The 14,901-nt window shown below is 70.9% G+C and carries 11 protein-coding genes; 6 read left to right on the top strand and 5 right to left on the bottom strand.

Annotated features, from left to right (window positions below; all coding sequences use genetic code 11):
* Positions 1-107 precede the first annotated feature (107 nt).
* The 3 genes from ACFYZL_RS24695 to ACFYZL_RS24685 all read left to right on the top strand — a co-directional run bounded on the left by ACFYZL_RS24695 (position 108) and on the right by ACFYZL_RS24685 (position 5,164).
* Entirely contained in the window at positions 108-1,478 is a 1,371-nt protein-coding gene (locus tag ACFYZL_RS24695) for an LCP family protein (RefSeq protein ID WP_384757924.1), read from the top strand.
* 223 nt (positions 1,479-1,701) lie between these two features.
* Positions 1,702-3,435: an LCP family protein gene (locus ACFYZL_RS24690; RefSeq protein WP_384757921.1), complete on the top strand. Its 1,734-nt coding sequence runs from the start codon at positions 1,702-1,704 to the stop codon at positions 3,433-3,435.
* Between the two features lie 61 nt (positions 3,436-3,496).
* Positions 3,497-5,164, top strand: a complete 1,668-nt coding sequence (locus ACFYZL_RS24685) for an LCP family protein (RefSeq protein WP_388681673.1) — start codon at positions 3,497-3,499, stop codon at positions 5,162-5,164.
* 78 nt (positions 5,165-5,242) lie between these two features.
* Here the strand turns inward: ACFYZL_RS24685 and ACFYZL_RS24680 are convergent, their stop codons facing one another.
* Entirely contained in the window at positions 5,243-6,268 is a 1,026-nt protein-coding gene (locus tag ACFYZL_RS24680; protein ID WP_388681670.1) for a glycosyltransferase family 2 protein, read from the bottom strand.
* Positions 6,269-6,444: 176 nt separating this feature from the next.
* On the opposite strand from ACFYZL_RS24680, the gene ACFYZL_RS24675 reads away from it, so the two are divergent.
* Positions 6,445-7,938, top strand: a complete 1,494-nt coding sequence (locus ACFYZL_RS24675; RefSeq protein WP_388681667.1) for an LCP family protein — start codon at positions 6,445-6,447, stop codon at positions 7,936-7,938.
* A gap of 55 nt (positions 7,939-7,993) precedes the next feature.
* Here the strand turns inward: ACFYZL_RS24675 and ACFYZL_RS24670 are convergent, their stop codons facing one another.
* Positions 7,994-8,530: an acyl-CoA thioesterase gene (locus ACFYZL_RS24670; protein WP_384759208.1), complete on the bottom strand. Its 537-nt coding sequence runs from the start codon at positions 8,528-8,530 to the stop codon at positions 7,994-7,996.
* Positions 8,531-8,636: 106 nt separating this feature from the next.
* Between ACFYZL_RS24670 and ACFYZL_RS24665 the strand changes: the two genes are divergently transcribed.
* A complete protein-coding gene (locus ACFYZL_RS24665; RefSeq protein ID WP_384759211.1) occupies positions 8,637-9,977 on the top strand; it encodes an LCP family protein in 1,341 nt (446 codons plus the stop codon).
* Positions 9,978-10,078: 101 nt separating this feature from the next.
* On the opposite strand, the gene ACFYZL_RS24660 is transcribed toward ACFYZL_RS24665, so the two are convergent.
* From ACFYZL_RS24660 to ACFYZL_RS24650, 3 genes are all read right to left on the bottom strand, one after another.
* Positions 10,079-11,161 (bottom strand): sugar phosphate nucleotidyltransferase, encoded by a 1,083-nt coding sequence (locus ACFYZL_RS24660; RefSeq protein ID WP_384758338.1) that lies wholly within the window; start codon positions 11,159-11,161, stop codon positions 10,079-10,081.
* A gap of 163 nt (positions 11,162-11,324) precedes the next feature.
* Positions 11,325-11,975 (bottom strand): hypothetical protein, encoded by a 651-nt coding sequence (locus ACFYZL_RS24655; protein WP_388681662.1) that lies wholly within the window; start codon positions 11,973-11,975, stop codon positions 11,325-11,327.
* Between the two features lie 132 nt (positions 11,976-12,107).
* Positions 12,108-13,265, bottom strand: a complete 1,158-nt coding sequence (locus tag ACFYZL_RS24650) for an acyl-CoA dehydrogenase family protein (RefSeq protein ID WP_384758334.1) — start codon at positions 13,263-13,265, stop codon at positions 12,108-12,110.
* A gap of 213 nt (positions 13,266-13,478) precedes the next feature.
* On the opposite strand from ACFYZL_RS24650, the gene ACFYZL_RS24645 reads away from it, so the two are divergent.
* The gene (locus tag ACFYZL_RS24645; RefSeq protein WP_384758331.1) at positions 13,479-14,822 is read left to right on the top strand and encodes a UDP-glucose dehydrogenase family protein; all 1,344 of its coding nucleotides are present in this window, start codon (positions 13,479-13,481) and stop codon (positions 14,820-14,822) included.
* Positions 14,823-14,901 lie beyond the last annotated feature (79 nt).

Here is a 14,901-nt window from a genome sequence, read left to right as displayed (position 1 = left end):
AGACACACCCCTGCCCCCAGGCTGCTCCGGCGGCCCGGGGGCAGGATCGGCAGTGGCCGTACTCACCCGTACGGCTGGTTGTCGCAACGGCGAGGGGACGGACGCCAGTGTCGGACAGCGCAGGCATACCGGGCGGCGGGACGGGAGCGTCCGGAGACGACGGCCCGGATACCCCGCAGGCCCGGGGCGCGGGCCGGGACCCGGGCGCGGGCCATGCCCCCGAGCCCGGCCACGGCCACGGCCCGGGCCTCGGTCAGGGCGGCGGCCCCGGTCAGGGCCGCGGCCGCAGGCGCCGGCTGCTCCGCTGGGCCGGTCTCGGGGTGGTGCTGCTGGTGCTGGCGGGGACGGCCGGCGGCTGGTGGATCTACAACAAGCTCGACGGGAACATCACCGAGGACACCTCGGCGGCGGCCGAGCTGGAGCGCTACGAGCGCGAACGCCCGGCGCACCTGGCGAGCGGTTCGCAGAACATCCTGCTGATCGGCTCCGACTCGCGTTCGGGCAAGGCCAACGCCCGCTACGGACAGGACCAGGGCACCCAGCGCTCGGACACCACGATCCTGCTGCACCTGCCGGCGGACCGGAAGAGCGCGACCGCGGTGTCGATACCCCGGGACCTGATGACGAACATCCCCGCCTGCCTCCAGGCTGACGGCACCCGCACCGGTGAGCGGTTCGCGCAGTTCAACTGGGCCTTCCAGTGGGGCGGGGCCGCCTGCACGATCCGCACGGTGGAGAAGCTGACCGGGATCCGCGTCGACCATCACATGGTGATCGACTTCGGCGGGTTCAAGCGGATGGTCGACGCCATCGGCGGGGTGGAGGTCTGCCTCAAGCGCCCGATGGACGACGCGGAGGCCCATCTGAAGCTGCCCGCCGGGCGGCAGACCCTGCGCGGCGAGGACGCGCTCGGGTACGTCAGGGCCCGTTACAGCCTGGGCAACGGCAGCGACACCGAACGGATGGAACGCCAACAGCAGTTCCTCGGCTCGCTGGTCAAGAAGGTGCAGAGCAACGGGGTCCTGCTCAATCCGGCCCGGCTGTACCCGCTGCTGGACGCGGCGACCTCCTCGGTGACCACGGACCCGGGGCTGGCCTCGCTGCGCGGACTGTACGAACTCGTACGGGGTGTACGGGACATACCGACCGATCAGGTCAAGTTCCTGACCGTACCCCGCCGTCCGTACGCCGCCGATCCGAACCGGGACGAACTCATCCAGACGGACGCCACCCGGCTGTTCCGGCAACTGCGCGCGGACGAGCCGGTGACGATCACCCCGCCGAAGCCCGAGTCCGAGACGGACGGGGGCGACGGGACCGGGGACGAAACCGGTACCGGTACCGGTACCGGGATCGAGCCCACCGAGGCCGCCGGAAGCGGTGTTTCCGCAAGCCGGGTCCCCGAGGGGACCGAGGTCACGCCCACACCCGTCCCCACCTTCACGGGGACGACGGCGGGCACCGCGGACTGCCGGTAAAGCAATCCCAAAAGGCGGTGTCCGAACCGAGCGTGATGGGGTTTTCGCCCCGTTATAAGGGCAGTGGAATTCATCACCAGCATGGTTTGCAGTCGAACCTGACGGATAAGGTGAGCGATCCGGTGCCCCGGCCGGACCAGAGGTCGGGCACCTGCAGCCGGACGTTGACCGGGCGCCTTGGGGGAGGCGCCTCGCGAGGCACCGACGGAGGATTCGAGCAACCGTGGATGCGCAAAGCCGTGGGCGGGCCGACGAGATCGACCCCGCAGACCAGTGGGTATTGAACTCCCGCACCGGCCACTACGAACTGCGACCGGACGATTCCGCAGCGCAGCGACGGTCCAGAGTCACGGCACCACGCAGATCGCGCACGGCTCCGTCACGCACCGAGCCCACCACTTCCCCCTCAGTACCCCAGCCGCGGCGTGGTGACACTCCCCCCGGTCGGCGCGGCGGGCGCTCCCGCAACGGCGGCGGAGGCGGCGGACGCCGCAAGAAGGCCCTGATGATCACCAGCGGGACGCTGGCGCTGCTGCTGATCGGCGGCGCCACCGCGGGCTACCTCTATTACGAGCACCTCAACGGCAACATCAACGTCACCGACATCGGGCGCACCGGCACGGGCGGCTTCAAGAAGGACCAGGCGATCAACATCCTGGTCATCGGCACCGACAAGCGCAGCGGCGCCGGCAACGAGGGCTACGGGGACAAGGACAGCGTCGGCCACGCCGACACCACGATCCTGTTCCACATCGCCAAGGACCGCAGCAACGCCACCGCGCTGTCCATCCCGCGCGACCTGATCACCGACATCCCGACCTGCCCGACGAAGCAGCCCGACGGATCGACGAAGGAGATCCGCGGCACGAAGGGCACGCGCTTCAACACCAGCCTGGGCCAAGAGGGTCGCGACGCGGGCTGCACGATGCGCACCGTGAAGGAGGTCACCGGCATAGAGGTCGACAACTTCATGATGGTCGACTTCAACGCCGTGAAGACGCTGAGCACGGCGGTCGGCGGAGTGCCCGTGTGCCTGGAGAAGGCCGTCGACGACAAGGACTCCAAGCTGAAGCTCGACAAGGGCGAGCACCGGCTGCAGGGCGAGGACGCGCTGGCCTTCGTACGGACCCGGCACGCCTTCGGCAACGAGAGCGACCTGGACCGCATCAAGACCCAGCAGCAGTTCCTCGGCTCGATGATGCGCGAGATGAAGTCGAAGGAAACGCTGACCAGTCCGAAGAAGTTCTTCTCCCTCGCGGAGGCGGCCACCAAGTCGCTGACCGTGGATCAGGGTCTGGGATCCATCAAGAAACTCACCGACCTCGCGGGCGAGTTGAAGGACATCGACCTCAAGAACATCACCTTCACGACCCTGCCCGTGCTGGACAACCCGAACGAGCCGCCGAACCGCAAGGCGACCGTCGTGGTCAATCGGACGCTGGCCGACCCGCTGCTGCAGATGATCCGGGGGGACGTCTCGCTCACGGAGGTCGAGAAGAAGGAGAAGGCCTCCAAGCAGGCGGCCGACGCCGAGGCGAAAGCCAAGCAGGACGCGCTCCTTCAAGGGAACCGGTCGACCGCCGGCGACATCAGAGTGGATGTGTACAACGGAGGCGGACCCAAGGGCGCGGCATCGACGACGCTCACCTGGCTGCAGAACACCAAGGGCGTGCTCAAGGCGAGCAACAAGAGCAACGCGCCCGAGAAGGTCGGTGCCACGCAGCTGGAGTACGCCCCCAACCAGGCCGACCAGGCGCGGGCGTTGGCGGACATGCTGGGGCTGCCCGCCTCGGCGCTGAAGATGGGCACCGCCGACGCGGCGGCCAAGTCGCCGATGAAGCTGACCCTGGGGCCGGACTTCGACAAGCCGGGCGCCCCGCTGGGATCGGCCGTCCCGCAGCAGTTGTCGGAAGACGTGCAGCAGGCACAGGCCGACAAGGCAGTCTGCGCCAAATAACGGGCCGTAGCCGGTCGTACCGGCACCATGCCGAGCAATCAGGATCTTCTAGGGGGAACACGTGAGGCAGAGCAGCGTGCGGGGGGAGGGGGCGACCGCCCAGTCCGCCGGTGACATATCCGGCGACGGGGCGGGCGCCGTGCCCCCGCCACGGGGCGGCTCGCGCAGCAGCCGCCGCGCGGGCGGCGGCGGCTCCAGGCGGGGCCGTCGGCGCGTGCTGCGCTGGGTGTCCTCCGTACTGGCCTTCCTCATACTCGGGACGGCGGCCGCCGGATACCTGTACTACCGCCACCTCAACGGCAGCATCCGTACGGACGCGCTGAACCTCGGCGAGAACAAGCTGGGCGGTTCCAAGCCGAACGCCTTCGGGCAGACGCCGCTGAACATCCTCCTCATAGGCTCGGACGCCCGTAACGACGAGGCGAACCAGGAGCTCGGCGGGGCCAAGGACACCTTCGGCGGCCCGCCCCTCGCGGACGTGCAGATGCTGCTGCACCTGTCCGCGGACCGCAGCAACATGTCGGTGGTCTCGATGCCGCGCGACACCCTGCTGATGATGCCCAAGTGCACCGAGCCCGGCGGCAAGGTGCACCCGGCCAGCACCCGGCTCGTCCAGACGAACGAGTCCCTCAGCCGCGGCGGCCCGGGCTGCACGGTCGCCGCCTGGACCGAGCTGACCAAGATACCCATCGATCACTTCATGATGATCGACTTCAAGGGCGTGGTATCGATGGCCGACGCCATCGGCGGCGTCCCGGTCTGCGTCGAACAGAACGTCCACTCCCGGACCCGTGACGGCAAGGGCTCCGGCCTGAAGCTGCCGAAGGGCACGACGAAGATCCAGGGCGAGCAGGCCCTGCAGTGGCTGCGCACCCGCTACGGGTTCGAGGACGGCACCGACATCGGCCGCACCCACGCCCAGCACCAGTACATGAGCTCGCTGTCCCGCGAGTTCCGCAAGAACGCCAAGCTCAGCAACCCCGTGATGCTCAACAGCCTGGCGCAGGCCGCGATCAAGGCCATGGTCGTGGACCCCGGCCTGAACAAGATCGACAGGCTGTACGACCTCAGCATGGAGCTCAAGAAGGTTCCGCCGAACCGGATCACCATGACCACCATGCCGTGGGTGTACAGCGCCCGCGAGGAGGGCCGGGTCGAGCCCGAACCGGGCGCGGCCGAGGCCGTGTTCAAGATGGTCCGCGAGGACGTGGCGCTCGACGGCAAGGGCTCCGGCACCCCCGCGGAAGGCGCCTCGCCCTCCGCGAACACGCCTCCCCCGGCCGCCCCGACCACGGCCCCGGCCCAGGAGCCCGCGAAGATCGCGGTCTCCGTCCGGAACGCCACCAGCGGCAAGGACGGCGCCCAGGCCAAGGTGAAGAACCGGGCGGCCGACGTCGCCTCGCTGATGATCCGCAAGGGCTTCACCAAGACCTCCTCCGAGACCGCGGCCACGACCGCGGGCGAGGACACCACCGTGGTCCGCTTCGCCAACGACGCCCAGGCGGCCGACGCCGCGTCCGTCGCCGCGGCGCTGGGCCTGCCGGCCTCCTCCGTACTGAAGTCCGACGACGTCTCCGGGATCACCCTGTACGTGGGCAAGGACTGGCGGACCGGTGACGCCCCGGCCCCGCCGGCGCCCGCCCCGACCGCGCTGCCGACCTCGGCCCACGCCCTCAACGGCGACAACGAGGGCGCCTGCATGCCGATCCAGCCGGGCTTCACCTGGTAGTCCGCGCACGTGGAGCGCACATGAGGGAGGGGCCCGGTGCTGTCGCACCGGGCCCCTCCCTCATGTGTCCGGATCGTCTCAGACCTGCGAGGAGTCCCGCCGGACCGCCGGGCGGCGGCTCGCGATGACCTTGTTCGCCAGCGCGCGCGGGCTCGTCAGGAAGCCGAAGCCCCAGGACAGGTGCATCGTCGCCAGGGCGACGGGGATCTGCGCCCGGGCCTTCAGGGACAGGCCCTTGCCCGCCGGGATCGAACCCGCGACGATCGCCGCGAGGTAGCCGGCCGGGAGGACGAAGCCCAGGGGGTTGACCGCCACGCCCACGACCACGCCCGCGGCCAGCGAGCAGACCAGGGTCGGCGGGGCCAGGTAGCGGGGGTTGATGGAGCCCGCGTGGTACCGGGCCACCACGTGGCGCCAGCGCCCGTAGTCCTTGTACTGCTTGGCCAGTGCCTTGACGGAGCGCCGCGGGCGGTACTGGACCTTCAGCTCCGGGGAGAACCAGATCAGGCCGCCGGCCTCGCGGATGCGGAAGTTCAGCTCCCAGTCCTGGGCGCGGATGAACTCCTCGTTGTACCCGCCCTGCTGCTCCAGCGCCTCGCGACGGAAGACACCCAGGTAGACGGTCTCGGCGGAGCCCGCCTGGCCGCCCGTGTGGAACGGCGCGTTGCCCACGCCGATCTTCGAGGTCATCGCGGCCGCGACGGCGTCTTCCCAGGCGTTCTGGCCCTCGGCGTGCATGATGCCGCCGACGTTCTGCGCACCGGTCTCCTCCAGGAGGCGGACCGCGGTGGCGATGTAGTTCGGCGAGAGCATGCCGTGGCCGTCGACGCGTACCACGATCGGGTGGCGCGAGGCCTTGATGGCGGCGTTGAGCGCCGCGGGGGTCCGTCCGGTGGGGTTGGGGACGGTGTGGACGCGGGGATCCTCGGCGACGAGTTCCGCGGCGATCTCGTCGGTGCGGTCCGTGGACGGCCCGAGGGCGATCACCACCTCCATCTCGCCCGCGTACTCCTGTTCCAGGATGTGGCGGACGGAATCGCGGAGGTAGTGCTCCTCGTCGAGCACCGGCATGATCACCGAGACTGCGGGCTGCTGCGCGGGCATGTGGTCCTTCAAGGTCGGGTATCTGTGTCACGTTACCGCGTACGGGGGAACCGGGTGCGCGCCGAGTGAGCGGTACGGACAGACGCTGATCGTATGGGCCTACTGTTCTGCCGAATCAGCCGAAGCTTCGCCGCCCTTGCCGACCGTTCTCCCGCTGCCTCGCGGAGGTGTCCACCGTGCCCCACCCGCACCGTCCCCCCCGTCCCGCCGGGCCGCGCCCGGCGCAGCGCGCCCGGCGCCGGGGCGGCGACCGGCCCCGGTGGGGGGTGCGGCTCGCGGCCGGGCTGGCGGTGGTCGTCCTGGGCTCCGGGGCGATCGGGCACGCCGTGATGACCGGCCTGGACACCGGGATCGAGCGCGTGGACCCGTTCAAGGACATGAAGAACCGCCCGCAGGCCGGGCACGGTCTGAACTTCCTGCTGGTGGGCACCGACGGCCGGGACAAGATCACCCCCGAGGAGAAGCGCGAGTACCACCTCGGCGGGGCCCCCTGCCACTGCACGGACACGATCATGCTCGTGCACCTCTCGGCGAACCGGGAGCGGGCCAGCGTGATCAGCCTGCCCCGCGACAGCTATGCGGAGGTGCCCGCGCACCGGGACCTCAACAGCGGCAAGGACCACAAGGCGCACCCCGTGAAGTTGAACGCGGCGTACGCGGAGGGCGGACCCCAGCTGACCGTGCGGACCGTCGAGGCCATGACTCGGGTGAAGATCGACCACTACCTGGAGGTCGACTTCACCAGCTTCATGAAGACCGTCGACGCGATGGGCGGGGTGGAGATCTGCACCGCCAAGACCATGCGCGACCCGAACACCGGCCTGGAGCTGCTCCCCGGCACCCACCGGCTGGGCGGCGGGCAGGCCCTGCAGTACGTGCGCTCGCGCCATGTGGACGGTGCCTCCGACCTCGGCCGGATGCAGCGCCAGCAGCGGTTCATCGCCGCCCTGATCAAGCAGGCGACCGGCGGCGGGGTGCTGCTGAACCCGGTGAAGTTCAAGGAGGTCAGCTCGACGCTGCTGGGCTCCGTCCGGGCCGACAAGGGCTTCGGTTCGGAGCAGATGCTCGCGCTCGGGCAGGCGATGCGGGACTTCACCCCCTCCTCCTCGGAGTTCGCCTCGGTGCCGATCGGCGACGCGTCCTTCGCCGTCAAGGGCATCGGCTCCACCGTGAAGTGGGACGAGCCGAAGGCGGCCAAGCTCTTCGAGGCGCTGCGCGAGGACCGTGCCCTGGCCCCGGCCCGGCCCGGGAAGGCCGCGGCCTCCGCCCCGGCCGCCGCGCGGCCGACGACGGTGCCGGTGGACGTGCCGCCGCAGCAGGTCCGGGTCCAGGTGGAGAACGGGACCCGGATCGACGGTCTGGGCGGACGGGTCGACGCCGCACTGCGCGCCACCGGCTTCGACACCACCGGGGCCCCGGGCAACGGCGCCGGCCGCGACGTCCGGCGCACGGTGGTCACGTACGACCCCCGCTGGGACCGCTCCGCCCGCTCGGTGTCGACGGCGCTGCCCGGCAGCGAGCTGCGGGCGGTGCCGGGCCAGGGCCGGACGGTGCTGGTCATCGCGGGCACGGACTACCGCAAGGTGGTGCCGGTGCGGGCGGAGGACCCGTACCAGGGCAGCGGCGAGTCCGGGGTGGTCACCGGGGACCAGGTGGTCTGCGGGAAGTAGCGCGGGGCCCCGCCGGCCCGGACGGGTGGCGGGGCGGGGCGGCCCGGCGGGGCCGTCAGTCGTCGAAGCCCTGGGCGGCGCGCTCCTCGCGCAGCGCCCGGATGGCCTGACGGCGGGCCAGTCGGTGGGTGCGGCGGATCTGGGCCTCCTGGTAGCGCCGCTCGTCCTGCTCCGTCTCCGGCAGGACCTGCGGGACCGGCCGGGGCTTGCCCTCGGCGTCCACGGCCGCGAAGACGAGGTAGGCGGTGCCCACCTGGGTGGCGGGGGTGGACTCGTTCCACCGCTCGGCGAGGACCCGTACGCCGATCTCCATGGAGGAGCGGCCGGTCCAGTTGCACTGGGCCTTCACGTGGACGAGGTCGCCGACGCGCACGGGTGCGAGGAAGACCATCTCGTCCATGGAGGCGGTGACCGCAGGACCGCCGGAGTGGCGGCCTGCCACGGCGCCCGCCGCGTCGTCGACCAGCTTCATGATCACTCCACCGTGCACCGTTCCCAGGAGGTTGGTGTCGTTGGCGGTCATGATGTGGCTGAGGGTCGTACGGGAGGCCGCGGTCGGCTTCCCGGGCAGCGCGCCCGGTATCTGAGTCATACAGATACCTTAGATGCGTACCAGAGGCATCAGCTCTGCAACAGCACCGGAACGGAAGCTCCACCGGGCTGTCGGACGACACTCCCGAGCAGGCATTCTTGGGCGCATGAATGACTGGCCAGAAGGTCGTGACGGCGGGTACGGACAGGGCAGCGCGCAGCCGCAGCCCGAGGGTGCCCAGCGGATGCGGCACATCCAGCGGCAGCAGCCGCAGCAGCCGCCCCAGCCCCAGCGGCCCCCGCAGGGGCCCCCGGCGCCCCGGCGCCCCGCGCAGCCCGTGCGCCCGTCCGTACCCCCGCAGGGGGCGCGGAGCCACGACACGTACGACGGCTACGACAGCGGCTACAACACCGGCCAGGTCTACGGCTCCCCCTCGGGCGGCGGCCCCGGGCGCCCCGGCGGCGGTCCGGGTGGTCCCGGTGGTCCCGACGGCCCGGGCGACTACGCGCCGCGGCCGACGGGTCCCGCGCCGGACTGGCGCAAGCGGATCAAGGTCGGCTCGATCGTGCTGGTCTCCGCGCTGCTGGTGACCGGCGTCTCCACGTACTTCTGGGCCGACTCCAAGGTGCGCCGCGAGGTGGACCTCTCCAAGGTCATCGAGCGCCCCAAGGAGGGCGACTGCACGACCTACCTGATCGTGGGCTCCGACAGCCGCGAGGGCATGTCCGACGAGGAGAAGAAGAAGCTCCACACGGGCTCCGCCGAGGGCAAGCGCACGGACTCGATGATGATCCTGGCGAAGTGCTCCAGCGGGAACACGATGGTCTCGCTGCCCCGCGACTCGGACGTGGAGATCCCCTCCTTCGTCGGCTCGCAGTCCGGCAAGAAGTACGCGGGCACCGGCAAGCGCACCAAGCTGAACGCGGCGTACGCGGAGGACGGCCCCGAACTGCTCGTGCGGACCGTGGAGTTCAACACCGGCCTGCGCATCGACCACTACGCGGAGATCGGCTTCGCCGGCTTCGCGAACATCGTGGACTCGCTCGGCGGCGTCGAACTCGACATCGAGCAGGGCTTCAAGGACGAGAAGTCGGGCGCCGACTTCAAGGCGGGCAAGCAGACGCTGAACGGCGAGCAGTCCCTGGCCTTCGTACGCACCCGGTACGCCTTCGCGGAGTCGGACCTCCAGCGGACGAAGAACCAGCAGAAGTTCCTGTCGGCGCTCGCCAACCAGGCGGCGACCCCGTCCACCATCCTCAACCCGTTCAAGCTCTACCCGCTGATGGGCGCGGGCCTGGACACCCTGATCGTGGACAAGGACATGGGCCTCTACGACATGGGCCAGATGTTCTTCGCCATGAAGGGCGTCAACGGCGGTGACGGCGTCTCGATGAACATGCCGATCTCCGGCCAGCGCGGCGGCAACCTCGTCTGGGACAAGGCGAAGGTGCAGCAGTTGGTCAAGCAGATCCAGAACGACGAGAAGGTCACGGTCCGCGGCAACTGACCCGAGGCTCCGGGGCTCCGCCCCGGACCCCGCTCCTCAAACGCCGGAGGGGCTGGATTTCGGCCAGTGCCGTCTGCTCGGATCCGGGGCGGCGCCGCGGGTCAGGCGTCCGGGGAGAAGCGGATCGCGGCCGCGGGCAGCCGCGCCCCGCACCACACGCGGGCGCCGGAGCGCAGCTCGTTGTCCGCGCCCACGGCGGCGCCGTCGCCGACGACGGCGCCGTCCAGCACGGTCCGCGCGCCCACGCCGGCGCGGGCGCCGATCAGGCTGGCGCGCACCTGGGCGTCCGCCTCGATGACGGCGCCTTCGAGCACGATGGAACCGTCGACGACCGCGCCGTCCTCGATGCGGGCGCCGGCGCCGACGACGGTGCCTCCCGACAGCTTGGCCCCGGACGCCACCTGGGCCCCGGGCAGCACGAGGGAGTCGCCGCGGCGGCCGGGAACGGCCGGGGAGGGCACGACGCCGCGGACCAGGTCGGCGGAGGCCTGGATGATCGACTCGGGCTTGCCGAGGTCCATCCAGTACGTGTTCTCCGTGACCCCGTGCAGGCGGCTGCCGGAGGCGAGCAGGCCGGGGAAGGTCTCGCGCTCGACGGAGACCGGGCGGCCGGCCGGGATGGAGTCGATCACGCTGCGGCGGAAGACGTAGCAGCCGGCGTTGATCTGGTCGGTGATGATCTCTTCGGGGGTCTGCGGCTTCTCGGTGAAGGCCAGCACCCGCCCGTCGGGGTCGGTGGGGACCAGGCCGAAGGCGCGGGGGTCCTCGACGCGCACCAGGTGCAGGGAGACGTCGGCGTCGGCCGCCTTGTGGGATGCGACGAGGCCGGCGATGTCCAGGCCCGTGAGGATGTCCCCGTTGAAGACGAGGACGGAGGAGTCCGGGCCGCCCGTGAGCAGCTGCGCCGCGTTGCGGATGGCGCCGCCCGTGCCGAGGGGCTCGTCCTCGACGACGTACTCCAGGTGGACGCCGAAGTCGGATCCGTCACCGAAGTAGGGCTCGAAGACCTCGGCGAGGTAGCAGGTGGCCATCACGATGTGGGTGACGCCGGCGGCGGCGGCCCTGGCTATCTGGTGGGCGAGGAACGGTACGCCGGCCGTCGGGACCATCGGCTTCGGCGTGTTCACCGTCACCGGGCGCAGCCGCGTCCCCTGCCCGCCGACCAGCAGGATCGCTTCCGTCATTGCGTTCTCCCCAACCGAATTCCGGCGTACGAAGGTCCAAATTTAGCCCATCCGAGTAGGACATCGACGCCGACGGCGGGCGAGCCCCGGGAGTGTGTTCACCCCTACATCCGCGGCGCCCGGCGTGTCATGAAATGACGGGGCAGCGCGGTCGACCCGGCCCCTACGATCCGACCGCGAAGGGGTTCGCGTGGCCGGGCAGCTGCTGTCCGGGGCGGAGGAACCGGGCGCGCCCGTGCACGTCGCGGACCGCGACGAACCCGGCGTCGATCAGTCGGCGCGCGATCCGCTCCCGCCGGACCGCGCCCATCTTGAAGCCCCCGAACACGAACGCGGCCAGTGCGGCGCCGCCGAACAGCGCGCCGAGCGGCATCCCGGCGACGAGGAGGACGATCGGCAGGACCACGCAGTACCCGGCCGCCATGAGCTGCTGCTTCTTGCCCACGACCTGGGCCATGGCGTCGTACGCGATGCGGTCCTTGGCCCGGGCCACGGCCTCCTCGGCCTCGGGGAGGGGCTTGAGCGTCCCCGGCCGCATGCCCGGGACCGTCCCGCCGTTGCCGGCCTGCGGGTGGGCGGCGATCGTGGCCGCCTCCCGGGCGCGCGCCTCGAGGCGCGGGTCGCGGTACATGAGGACCAGTACGAGCGCGTTCTTGTGCCCCGTCCGGCGTGCTTCCGCGTAGTCGAAGCCGTACTGCTCGGCGACGTGGACCAGGGCGGCCGCGCGGGCGACGGAGGTCTCCGGGCCGATCTGCACCACGTCCTGACGGGCGATCTGCCCGAGGGTCTGCGCGACCGATCGTTCTACGGACATTTCCCTTACCGCCCTGCACCACGCTCCGACAATCCGACGGCGCACACACTAGCCATGCCGCGGCAGCGCCGGAAGGCCCCGGCCGGGGCCGGAGCCTTCCTCGTTCGTGCAGGTCAGAGCACGTACCGCCCGTTACGGGAGGTTGCGGGCCATGACGATGCGCTGGACCTGGTTCGTGCCTTCGTAGATCTGCGTGATCTTCGCGTCGCGCATCATGCGCTCCACCGGGTAGTCACGGGTGTAGCCGTAGCCGCCGAGGAGCTGGACGGCGTCCGTGGTGACCTCCATGGCCACGTCGGAGGCGAAGCACTTGGCCGCGGCGCCGAGGTAGGTGAGGTCGGCGTCGCCGCGCTCCGAGGCCGCCGCGGCCTGGTAGGTCAGGGCGCGGGCGGCGGAGATCTTCATGGCCATGTCCGCGAGCATGAACTGGATGCCCTGGAAGTCGGCGATCGGCTTGCCGAACTGCTTGCGCTCCTGGACGTAGCCCTTGGCGTAGTCCAGGGCGCCCTGGGCGATGCCGAGGGCCTGGGCGGCGATGGTGATGCGGGTGTGGTCGAGGGTCTTCATCGCTGTGGCGAAGCCGGTGCCCTCGGCGCCGATCATGCGGTCGGCGGGGATGCGGACGTTGTCGAGGTAGACCTCGCGCGTCGGGGAGCCCTTGATGCCGAGCTTCTTCTCGGGGGCGCCGAAGGAGACGCCCTCGTCCGACTTCTCGACGACGAAGGCGCTGATGCCCTTCGAGCGCTTCTCCGGGTCGGTGACGGCCATGACCGTGTAGTACTCGGAGACGCCCGCGTTGGTGATCCAGCGCTTGACGCCGTTGAGGACCCAGAAATCGCCGTCGCGGACCGCGCGGGTCTTCATGCCGGCCGCGTCGGAGCCGGCGTCCGGCTCGGAGAGGGCGTACGAGAACATTCCGTCGCCCTTGGCCAGCGGGCCGAGGTACTTCTTCTTCAGCTCCTCGGAGCCGGAGAGGATCACCGGGAGCGAGCCGAGCTTGTTGACGGCCGGAATGAGGGAGGAGGAGGCGCACACGCGGGCCACCTCCTCGATCACGATCACGGTGGCGAGCGCGTCGGCGCCGGCGCCGCCGTAGGTCTCGGGCACGTGGACGGCGTGCAGGTCGTTGGCGACCAGGGCGTCGTGGGCCTCCTGCGGGAAGCGGGACTCCTCGTCGACCGCGGCCGCGAACGGGAGGATCTTCGCCTCGGCGAGCGAGCGGACGGACTCGCGGAGCATGTCGTGCTCCTCGGCCGGGCGGTACAGGTCGAAGTCGGCAGAACCCGCCAAGATCTCTCACTCCCCAAGGGTGACGCGCCACGTGGCGCGTTTCGCGATGCTAACTACCGTTAAGTAACCCAAGTTTAGTCGTCGCCTCCCGGGCAGCGGTATGGACGGCCCGCGTGAGTTGCGTGACAGCGGAGGCGGCACTGGGGAGCGTCCCCCTCCACGGGCCCGACTATGCTCAGTGGCCGCACACGGCCCCGCACCTCTGGAGCTCCCATGGCCCCCCTCAGGATCACTGTGATCGGCACCGGCTATCTCGGCGCGACCCACGCCGCGGCGATGGCGGAGCTGGGGTTCGAGGTGCTGGGGCTGGACGTGGTGCCCGAGAAGATCGAGATGCTGGCGTCGGGCCGGGTGCCGATGTACGAACCCGGGCTGGAGGAACTGCTCGCCCAGCACGTGGCCGGGCTGCCGGGATCCACCGGGCGGCTGCGGTTCACGACCTCCTTCGAGGAGGTCGGCGCGTTCGGCGACGTCCACTTCGTCTGCGTGAACACCCCGCAGAAGCACGGCGAGTACGCCTGTGACATGAGTTACGTGGACGCGGCGATGGGCTCGCTGGCCCCGCACCTGACCCGGCCCGTGCTGGTGGTCGGCAAGTCGACCGTGCCGGTGGGCTCGGCGCAGCGGCTGGCGGAGAAGCTCGTGGAGCTGGCCCCGGCGGGCGCCGACGTGGAACTGGCCTGGAACCCGGAGTTCCTGCGGGAGGGCTTCGCCGTGCAGGACACCCTGCACCCCGACCGGATCGTGATCGGCGTCCAGGGCGAGCGCGGCGAGAAGGTGCTGCGCGAGGTGTACGCGACGCCGATGGGCGAGGGAAGCCCGCTGGTGGTGACCGACTTCCCGACCGCGGAGCTGGTCAAGACCGCCGCCAACTCCTTCCTGGCGACCAAGATCTCCTTCATCAACGCCATGGCCGAGGTGTGCGAGGCGGCGGGCGGCGACGTGGTGAAGCTGGCGGAGGCCATCGGCTACGACGAGCGGATCGGCGCGAAGTTCCTGCGGGCCGGCATCGGCTTCGGCGGCGGCTGCCTGCCGAAGGACATCCGGGCCTTCATGGCACGCGCCGGCGAACTGGGCGCCGACCAGGCTCTGACCTTCCTGCGAGAGGTCGACTCGATCAACATGCGCCGCCGCGGACACATGGTCGAGCTGGCGCGGGAGGCCGTGGGCGGCTCGTTCCTGGGCAAGCGGGTGGCCGTGCTCGGCGCCACCTTCAAGCCGGACTCGGACGACGTACGGGACTCCCCCGCGCTGAACGTGGCGGGGCAGATCCACCTCCAGGGCGGACAGGTCACGGTGTACGACCCCAAGGGGATGGAGAACGCGCGCCGCGTGTTCCCGACCCTCGGGTACGCGGACTCCGCGCTGGAGGCGGCGCGCGGGGCGGAGGTCGTACTGCACCTCACCGAGTGGCGCGAGTTCCGTGACCTCGACCCCGCGGAGCTGGGGGGTGTCGTCACGGACCGGCTGATCCTGGACGGTCGCAACGCGCTGGCCCCCGAGCGGTGGCGGGCGGCCGGATGGACGTACCGGGCGATGGGGCGCCCCCGAGCCTGACGCCCTGCGGGCACGCCCCGCCGGGTGACGTCGCCCTGGGTGACGTCACCCTGGGGGCGCCTTTCCGTGTGCCGGTGCG

Origin of the sequence: Streptomyces sp. NPDC001717, assembly GCF_042892775.1 — a bacterium.
GTDB lineage: Bacteria > Actinomycetota > Actinomycetes > Streptomycetales > Streptomycetaceae > Streptomyces.
This window is presented reverse-complemented; position numbering and strand designations above follow the sequence as displayed.